Origin of the sequence: Pedobacter sp. UBA5917 (genome assembly GCF_002432345.1) — a bacterium.
Classification (GTDB): domain Bacteria; phylum Bacteroidota; class Bacteroidia; order Sphingobacteriales; family Sphingobacteriaceae; genus Pedobacter.
Map to the genome: position 1 here is coordinate 18,743 of NZ_DJDT01000233.1, position 8,686 is coordinate 27,428.

Genomic DNA, 8,686 nt, shown 5'->3' on the forward strand with positions numbered 1-8,686 from the left:
CCGCAGCCATATTTAATGGCGTTACACCGGCACGGTTACGTAACACGTTGATGGTGTTATCCAGATCTGTTTGATTAAGTAAATCCATTTCGGCCCTGGCTTCTGCCTGGATCAATAAAACCTCAGCATAACGTAAAATCGGCAGATCGGTAAACTCGGTGTACACTTTACTGGTTGGATCAATGGCATAAAATTTAATCTGTGGATAACCACCAAAAGTTGGCCTGGTTTTATTCGGTATTCCACCAAGTGTAGTTGAAAAACCTGGGGGCATCACCGTAACTGCCATGCGTGGATCACGGTTGCTGAAAATTTCCGCGTATGTTTTTTTGTCCCAGTTTGCTGTAGAGGTAAAAGGTGTACCATCTGTCATCAGGTAGGTATCGATCAAACTTTTGCTCAGTGCCCATTGCCAGTCGAAAACATAGTGTGTACTGTTAGAGCGGTTTAAGGCCCTGTCGTAATCATCATAGAATATCATTTCTTTATTGCCGCTCAAATCCTGACTGGTAAAAAGCTTTTGATAATCCTCTCCTTTTTTTCCGGTGTTATATATACTGAAACCACCTCCCATTACTTCTTTACTGGCCGATTCGGCCCTTTGCAAAAAGCTGGTGGCAGTTGCCTGCAAGCCAAGTTCATCGTGATATTTCCTGAAAGTACCTTCAAAAAGGCAAAATCTGGCGAGTACCGTTAAGGCTGCCCATTTGGTAATACGGGTATTGGTACCTGTGGGCATCACATTGGCCGCAGCATATTCCAGATCGGCTTTTACCGAATCGGCAACCAAAGCACGTGGATCCTTAGCTTTGTATAACTGTGCCTCATCATCGGGATTTAGTACCTTGCTATAGTATGGAACATCGCCATACCTGCGGATCATATTGTAATAAAATATTCCCCTGTAAAAGCGGGCAATGCCTACAAAGTGCCTGATGGCAGCGGCATCGCCCTGAACCTGCTGAAGGTTATTAAGCATGTAGTTGATGGTGCGGAGGTTGGTCCAGCTCCATCCGCCAACATTTGCCGGATTGATTTTCCCCCTGATCATGTTATCCAGCTCGCTCCCGCCCAGATTTACCGAGATATTATCAGAAAAAAGATCATCGGTACCAGGCCCGAACATCCCATAAAAGCCATTGGTATAGGTTTCGAGATCGGCAGTGGTTTTAAAAAACTGATTGGGTGTAATGGTAGTTTCGGGGATTCTGTCCAGAAAATCCTTTTTACAGCTGGCCAGCAGTCCTACGCTTATCAAAAATAGGACGATATGAATGTAATATGTTGTTTTCATCTGCTTAGTTTTAGAAATTAAAGTTGACACCGAATGAATAGGTACGCTGGAAAGGGTAAATATTACCATCGAGTCCTTCAGGATCGAGTTTTACCTTAAGATTGGAATGTTCGAACAGATTTTCGCCGCTTACATAAAAATGTACATTTTCCAGTTTTGCTTTTTTCAACAGGCTTTTGGGCAAGGTATAACCCAGTGTAATGTTTTTTACCCTGAGGTACGAAGCGTCCTGTAGGTAACGTGTATTGGGGATTCCCAGTTCTTCTCCTGTATCTTCGGCAGCATAGGCTTTTATCCTCGGAAAATAGGCATTAGGGTTTTCCGGGCTCCAGTGATCCAGATTCTGTACCGTAACATTGGTCCAGGGTTGTGCATAAATGCCCCAGAAATAAATATTGCTTCCGGCGGCATACCACTCTCTTTTGGCCACCCCTTGTATAAATACCCTTAAATCGAAACCTTTCCATGCACCCGAAAGATCGACGCTGTAAGGTAAACGCATCCTGTTATTGCCCAGTTTATAATAATCGCCCGGATTATCTACCGTTTTATTTCCGAAATCGACCTTGCCATCCCCGTTCCGGTCTTTAAATTTCACATCTCCCACAAAATACTGGTAACGCTGATCGTCGGTTCCAACTGCGGTTTGGTTTGCATGGTTTTTCAACTCGTCGGCATTCTGAAAAAAGCCTTCAACCTCAAGTCCCCAGATTTCGCCAATCTCCATCCCCTCGTAATAATTGTTCAACAGTTTGTTCGGATTGTCAAAACGGGTAATGTACGATCTGCTATCGCTAAGGGCCAGCGTAAAGTTGTAACTGAGCGGCGAACCGCCTACCATCAGCTGATCTTTCCATCCGAGTTTCAGCTCCCAGCCTTTTGTTTTCAGATCGGCTGCATTTGCAGTTGGAGATCCTGTTCCAAACACACCTGGAAGTGGTTTTCCGGGTACCAGCATATCCTTGGTAAACCTCGTATAACGGTCGAAATTTAGTTCTAATCTGTTTTTAAAGAAACTAAGGTCGGCTCCAAGGTTAATGGTTGATACTTTTTCCCAGGTGAAGTTACTCGATATAGCCAATGGAGGATTAACATAAATGGGTTGGGCTCCGCCTAAAATCTGGCCCGTTTTTCCGCTGTTCATCTTTGCGAGGTAATCGTATTCGCCAACAGCGGCCTGATTGCCCAAAATACCATAAGAGCCCCTCACTTTAAACATATCCATGGCCAGTGATTCTTTTACCGGCGCAAAAAACTTTTCCTGCGAAATCATCCAGCCGGCAGATGCCGAAGGCACAAATACCCAGCGTTTGCCCGGTGCAAAACGTGATGACCCATCGTAACGCCCGTTAAGTTCTAGCAGGTAACGTTCCTTGAAATTATAGTTTAGACGGTAAAAAAGCCCCTGAACAGCCCACTCGGCAACATTTTCGGTTACTGTTTGATCGCCTGTGGCCAAATTGAGCGAAGGCAGACCATTAGAAATTAATTGTTTACGGGAAGCGGAGAAACTGGCATTGCGGAACTGTTCCTGGTTATAGCCCACAAGCCCCGAAATGAAATGGTTTCCCAATTGTTTCTGCGCCTGGGTATATAAATTTACTACGTCGTACTTTATATTACCGTTTTGATCGGTTGCCGAAGTTGAGGTAGTTAGCGGTGGCGCCAGATTTGGACCGGTTTTGTAAGGAACGGGGATTTCGTAAGATTTATTTAAACTGCCAACCCTTCTAAAAGTTGCATCGCCTTTTAAACTCCAGATATTTTTGATCAAAGATCCATCAAAAGAAAAAGTGGTTTGAACGGTATTTGCACTCATTGTTTTTCTGCCACCTTCCTGTACAGCGCCCAACAATGAGGCTCCGGCAGAGGTCCATGAGCCATCCGGATTACGCGGAATATCGGTTACATTGGTACGGTTGATATTCCAGAAATAATTACCATCGATAAAAGTCGGTGCCTCATAAAATGTAGAGGTTAACATGGTATTGTTCGAAATGGTAAGCCATTTGGTCACGTTAAGATCAACCTTTCCCCTTAAATTGTAGATATTGTTATTTTCATCAGCACCACGGATCATCCCTTTCTGGCGGTAATAATTGGCCGAGAGATAATAACTCAGCTGCTCGGCCTTTTTAGAGATATTTAATCCCACATTATAAGCCGGAGCCGATTGTTCGTAAGCTTCTTTCAACCAATCGGTAGATCCGATATAAAACCATTTATTGGGGTCGGTTGGGTCGGCGATCACATCCGGCCGCGATGGATCGAGCGAGCGTAACCTGGCCGCTTCAACCAGTGCAGCACTATACGCGGGATTGTACAAAGGGAATGCAGCTTCATTTTTAGCTTTTAAAACCTCATAGGGATCGGTAACCACCTCAGGTAATTTTCCTACCGTACGGAAAGCCATATAACTGTTTACGCCAACATTGATTTTACTGCTTTTGGCAGATTTGGTAATGATTAAAACCACACCAAAGGGTGCCCTGGCACCATAAATGGCAGAAGCTGCAGCATCTTTCAATACCGATACGCTTTCGATATCGGCCGGATTGAGCGTTAACAGATCGGAGGCGCTGAAAGGAACATTATCCACAAGGATAAGCGGTGCTCCACTTCCGTTGATGGAAGCAAATCCGCGTACATTAAAATCGGGTGCCGTATTGGGCCTGCCGTTTGCAATGGAAATATTAAGATTTGGGATCAGTCCCTGCAAACCCTGCCCTAAATTGGCTATCGGGCGGTTTTCGAGCTGTTTCGAACTGATGGCATCTACTGCACCGGTGAGGTTGGCTTTTTTCTGTGTTCCATACCCTACCACCACTACATCTTCCAGATCGGCCATATCAGGCAGAAGCGTAATGCTCAGCGCTCCACTTTTAGAAACCGGCACTTCCTGGGTTTTATAGCCCAGGTAAGAAACCACCAGTATGGCCCCTTCATCAGGCAGGGTGAATTTAAAATTGCCGTTCTCATCGGTTTTATGGTAAATTTTGGTTCCTTTAATAAGAATAGAAGCATTGGGAAGCGTACCGCCTTTTTCATCGAGCACTTTACCTGTAATTTCTACCGAGCGTAAAATATTGATCAGTTTATCCAACAATGAAAGTGGCCTGGCTTTAATAATTACTGTTTTTTCATCAATGGCATAAGTAAGGTCCTTGCCTTCGAGGCATTTGCCTAGCACTTCGTTTAAAGGTGCATTTTCAAATTGGGCATTGATTGTTTTGTTGGTTTGGAGTTTATCGGTTTCCCAAAGCACATTATATCCCGTTTGTTTACGGATTGCCCTGAAAACCTGCTTGATGGTTATATTTTTCTGGACCAAAGAGATACTCTGGGCATTGCCTGTTGCGGCACTTACCTGGAGCAGGCAGGTTACCATCAAAACTGTTATAAGTTTCATTACTAGCAAAAATTTGGTCGTGCAGGGCCTGACCCTGCAAAGAATATTAGCAGAATTTGTATACATTTGTTTGTTTGATTTGGTTTAATAATTCTATCGCAAATAGGGTATTTAACTGAGCCAACGAATATTTTCCGGTTATACCGGTTGAGGGTCAGTAATGTTGGTAGCATTGCTGACTTTTTTTTTGGACTGCAGTTTTTTGGTTTTATCTCATTACTACAATCCTCCTTCCTTCGATCTTAAAGTGTACCGAACCCGTTAATTCTATTTTTTTAAGCACCTGCGATACGTTTGTAAAACGCGAAACTGTACCACTATACCCTTTTGTTTTTAGGTTATTGTCTTTAAATTCGACCTCCACATCATACCACCTGGCAATCTGTAGCATAATGTTCTGCAGGTTTTCGTTATCGAACATAAAAAAGCCTTCTTTCCAGGCAAGCACCTGTTCGGTATCAACCCCGGTTGTTTTAATTACCCCATCTTTTAGTACTGCTTGTTCTCCCGGTTTAAGGATTTTACCTGTACCCGATATTCTACCAGAAAGCGGCTTTACAGCCACCGAACCTTCTAAAAGCGTTGTTTTGATATTGCCCTCCTCCTGGTAGCTATTAATATTGAAATGGGTACCTAGCACTTCTACTTCCTGCAAACCTGTTTTTACCGCAAATGGCAAACGTTTTTCCTTTCCATTTTCTTTAAACGTTCTTTTGGCCACTTCGAAATATGCTTCTCCCTGTAACTCCACCTCCCGTTTAGCCACAGCAAAACGTGCCGGATAGCGTAATACTGAACCTGCATTTAGCCATACTTTGGTACCATCGGGTAAATTAACCTGGTATTGCCCGCCCCTAGGTGTTTCGATGGTATTAAAAGCGGTTTTTGCAGAAAGTTGCTGATTAGATTTAATGGCATCCGAAACCGAGTATAACAATTGTCCATCTGCGGTTTTAGAGATGGTTACACCAGCCTGTTCTGCTATTTTGCCTTTCGCAGCATCATCCAAAGCAATTTTCCTACCATCAGCAAGTGTTAAGAATGCCTTATTGCCACCTGGAGAGATGTCGTTCCGGGCAAAATCTCCGGTAGAATGGGCCGGTAAAACCTGGGGACGGATAAAACGGTATACACCAAAACCAATGATAAGAAACACTGCCGCAGCTGCTGCCCATTTATAATAAGGCAACAGTTTCTTGGTGCTGTTATTTTGGTCTTGTATGTCTTTCCAAATGGATTTTCCGAGGTCATCGTAATCTGGCTCAGACTGAAGTTCAGCCGGATGTGCTGTTTCCTGCAGATACCACGATTCTACCAGATTTATCTCTTCGGCAGTACATTTACCTTCCAAATACCGATCAAGCAGTTCTTTTGCCTGTTTATGCTCCATACTTTTTCCTTCAATTGGCTTGTGTATGGTTATGAACGTTTGCCCAGGCTGAGGGAGTAGATGAAATCAAAAAAAAATTAAAAAATTAAAAAGAAAAATGTGCCCAGCTTTAAACGGAGGATTTTTATGGCATTTGCCATCTGTTTTTTTACCGTTTTATCAGATATTTCCATACGGGTGGCAATTTCGCGGTGCGAGAGGTAAGATTTGCGGCTGAGTTCGAATACGGCACGCATTTTTGGCGGCAACGAGGCTACTTCATGCTCAATCCTGCGGGCCAGTTCACGGTTACGGACAAGGTGATCGGTGGTATTGTTTTCCTGTTCCAGAAACTCTGCTAAAGAATTAAGGTATTTGTCTTTTACTTTTCCACGCTGGAACAATTTTAAGATACTATTTCGGGTAGAAGCATATAAAAATGAGGATAGGGAAATCTGGATTTCAAGGGCTGCGGCCTTCGACCATAACATTACAAAAACATCCTGCACCACATCCCTGGCCTCTTCATCATTCTGCATTATTTTTCGCGCATACCTGAAAAGTATGGCCCAATAGCGTTCGTAAAGTACCTCATAAGCACGGTGATTTCCTTTCTTCAGCAGAAGAAAAAGTTCATCATCGGTCTGCAGATTATAATTGCCCATTACCTAGCTAAATTTCATTTGCAAAAAAACCATTTAGATATTAAAGATACAATTCGTATCATATTATCAATTTGTTAACCCATATATCTTTTTAACAACATCCTTTTGTACATTTAGCCTATAATCCCTACAAATAAGCACCCTGAGCCAGATTTATCAGGAAACGTAATGAGGTATTTTATAATTTGGGCAGCCATTGATGCTTAACTTTGTTTACAAAAACTAAAATAATGAAACTTTCGTTAAAAGATGCAAACTCCGGGGGCCGCTTACTATTGGTAAACGATGAGCCGGATTTTGACCGTTTCTTCTACGGCAAGGATAGTAACAATAAATATTTTACCATCGTGTGGAACCGTGGACATACGCAAAAAGTTATGATCGATGGGGATGAGTTTGATTTCCCTCCCCAAACTATACTGCCATTAATGTTTAACCAGTCGTTTTCTTTTGGGCGGAATTCGGATCTTACGGCCTGGCAGTTCAACAGGGAGTTTTATTGCATCATCGACCACGATTCGGAAGTGAGCTGTGTAGGATTTCTGTTCTGCATGGGAAACAATCTGTTTATCAACCTGGATGAGGCTTCGCAGCAAAAAATGGGGATATTACTGAATATGTTCGTTTCAGAATTGAATACTTCCGATCATGTGCAGAATGATATGCTGGTGATGCTGCTCAAACGGCTGATTATTACCGTAACCCAGCTGGCCAAATCGGAATATATCCCAGATGAGCGGCAGCAGAACGAACGGTTTAATATTATCCGTAAATTTAACCTATTGGTAGAGGGCAATTTCCACAATGAACATACTGTAAATTTTTACGCCCATAAACTCAATAAATCTCCTAAAACGCTTTCCAATCTTTTTGCGCTGTTTAACCAGAAAAGTCCGATCCAGATGATCCAGGAACGCATTATCATTGAAGCCAAACGTCTTTTATGCTATACCGATAAATCAGCTAAAGAAATCACCTACGACCTTGGCTTTGAAGACCCGGCCTATTTCTGTAATTTCTTTAAAAAACATACTTCCTATTCACCTATCGGCTACAGAAATCGAAAAAAAAATAATTAAAGGGAAAAATTTACAATCATACAGGAAAAATCTCTATTATTGGGGTAGCTGTTTCAGCCCATCTTTGTATCGTTGATTCAAACAAAACATCAACAGCAAAGAAAATGAAAACTCTAAATCTAAAAAACAAAATCAAAGGTAGCCTAATCGCTACAGCAGTTGTATTGACTACTATTTTAAGTACTGTAAATAGTGTAAATGCCCAGGAAGTTAAAAATGTAGTATTGGTACATGGCGCTTTTGCCGATGGTTCGGGATATAAAGCTTTATATAATGCATTAACCAAAAAGGGATATCATGTAACGGTAGTTCAAAATCCATTAACATCACTGGAAGATGATGTAAAAGCTACGCAGGTAGCACTGGATAAACAGGATGGGCCGGCAATATTGGCCGGACACTCGTGGGGAGGTACGGTTATTACAGAGGCCGGAAACCATCCAAAAGTAGCAGCACTGGTGTATATCGCTGCTTTTCAGCCCGATAATGGCGAATCGACAGTACAATGGTTACAAACTGCCCCTCCAGCACCCGAGAACGGAGTTTTGCCTCCGGATGAAAAAGGTATAGTATATTACGACAAAGCCAAATATCATGCAGGATTCTGTGCCGATATCAGTAAAGAAGAGGCCGATTTTATGTATGCCTCACAGGGTGCTTTTTATGCAAAAGGTTTTATAACACCGATTACCAAAGCGGCCTGGAGAAATAAACCAACTTATGCGCTGGTAGCTACTGAAGATAAAAGTATTGCACCAGAAATTCAGCGTGCCATGTACAAACGCTCTAACAGCAAAGTAACCGAGGTAAAAGGTAGCCACGTGATATTTATGTCGCAACCCGATAAAGTAGCGGCGGTGATTATTGAAG

6 protein-coding genes are annotated in these 8,686 nt (G+C 42.6%); 2 read left to right on the top strand and 4 right to left on the bottom strand.

All coding sequences use genetic code 11. The annotated features are described in order from the left end of the window. From B2V92_RS15595 to B2V92_RS15610, 4 genes are all read right to left on the bottom strand, one after another. A partial coding sequence (locus tag B2V92_RS15595; protein WP_293309762.1) for a RagB/SusD family nutrient uptake outer membrane protein occupies positions 1–1,294 on the bottom strand: 1,294 nt, incomplete at its 3' end. A gap of 10 nt (positions 1,295–1,304) precedes the next feature. Next, positions 1,305–4,703 (bottom strand): TonB-dependent receptor, encoded by a 3,399-nt coding sequence (locus B2V92_RS15600; protein WP_293309764.1) that lies wholly within the window; start codon positions 4,701–4,703, stop codon positions 1,305–1,307. Positions 4,704–4,911: 208 nt separating this feature from the next. Next, the gene (locus B2V92_RS15605; protein WP_293309766.1) at positions 4,912–6,093 is read right to left on the bottom strand and encodes a FecR family protein; all 1,182 of its coding nucleotides are present in this window, start codon (positions 6,091–6,093) and stop codon (positions 4,912–4,914) included. A 77-nt stretch (positions 6,094–6,170) separates the two neighbouring features. Next, complete coding sequence (locus B2V92_RS15610; RefSeq protein WP_293309768.1) at positions 6,171–6,737, bottom strand: RNA polymerase sigma factor; 567 nt, start codon at positions 6,735–6,737, stop codon at positions 6,171–6,173. A 230-nt stretch (positions 6,738–6,967) separates the two neighbouring features. Between B2V92_RS15610 and B2V92_RS15615 the strand changes: the two genes are divergently transcribed. Both B2V92_RS15615 and B2V92_RS15620 read left to right on the top strand, forming a co-directional pair. Next, positions 6,968–7,816 (top strand): helix-turn-helix domain-containing protein, encoded by an 849-nt coding sequence (locus B2V92_RS15615; protein ID WP_293309770.1) that lies wholly within the window; start codon positions 6,968–6,970, stop codon positions 7,814–7,816. 104 nt (positions 7,817–7,920) lie between these two features. Then, the coding region (locus tag B2V92_RS15620; protein ID WP_293309772.1) for an alpha/beta hydrolase at positions 7,921–8,686 on the top strand (766 nt) is incomplete at its 3' end.

Coding starts and splice junctions, on each gene's coding strand:
- B2V92_RS15600 (WP_293309764.1), bottom strand. CDS start 4,703: ATGAAACTTATAACAGTTTTGATGGTAACCTGCCTGCTCCAGGTAAGT.
- B2V92_RS15605 (WP_293309766.1), bottom strand. CDS start 6,093: ATGGAGCATAAACAGGCAAAAGAACTGCTTGATCGGTATTTGGAAGGT.
- B2V92_RS15610 (WP_293309768.1), bottom strand. CDS start 6,737: ATGGGCAATTATAATCTGCAGACCGATGATGAACTTTTTCTTCTGCTG.
- B2V92_RS15615 (WP_293309770.1), top strand. CDS start 6,968: ATGAAACTTTCGTTAAAAGATGCAAACTCCGGGGGCCGCTTACTATTG.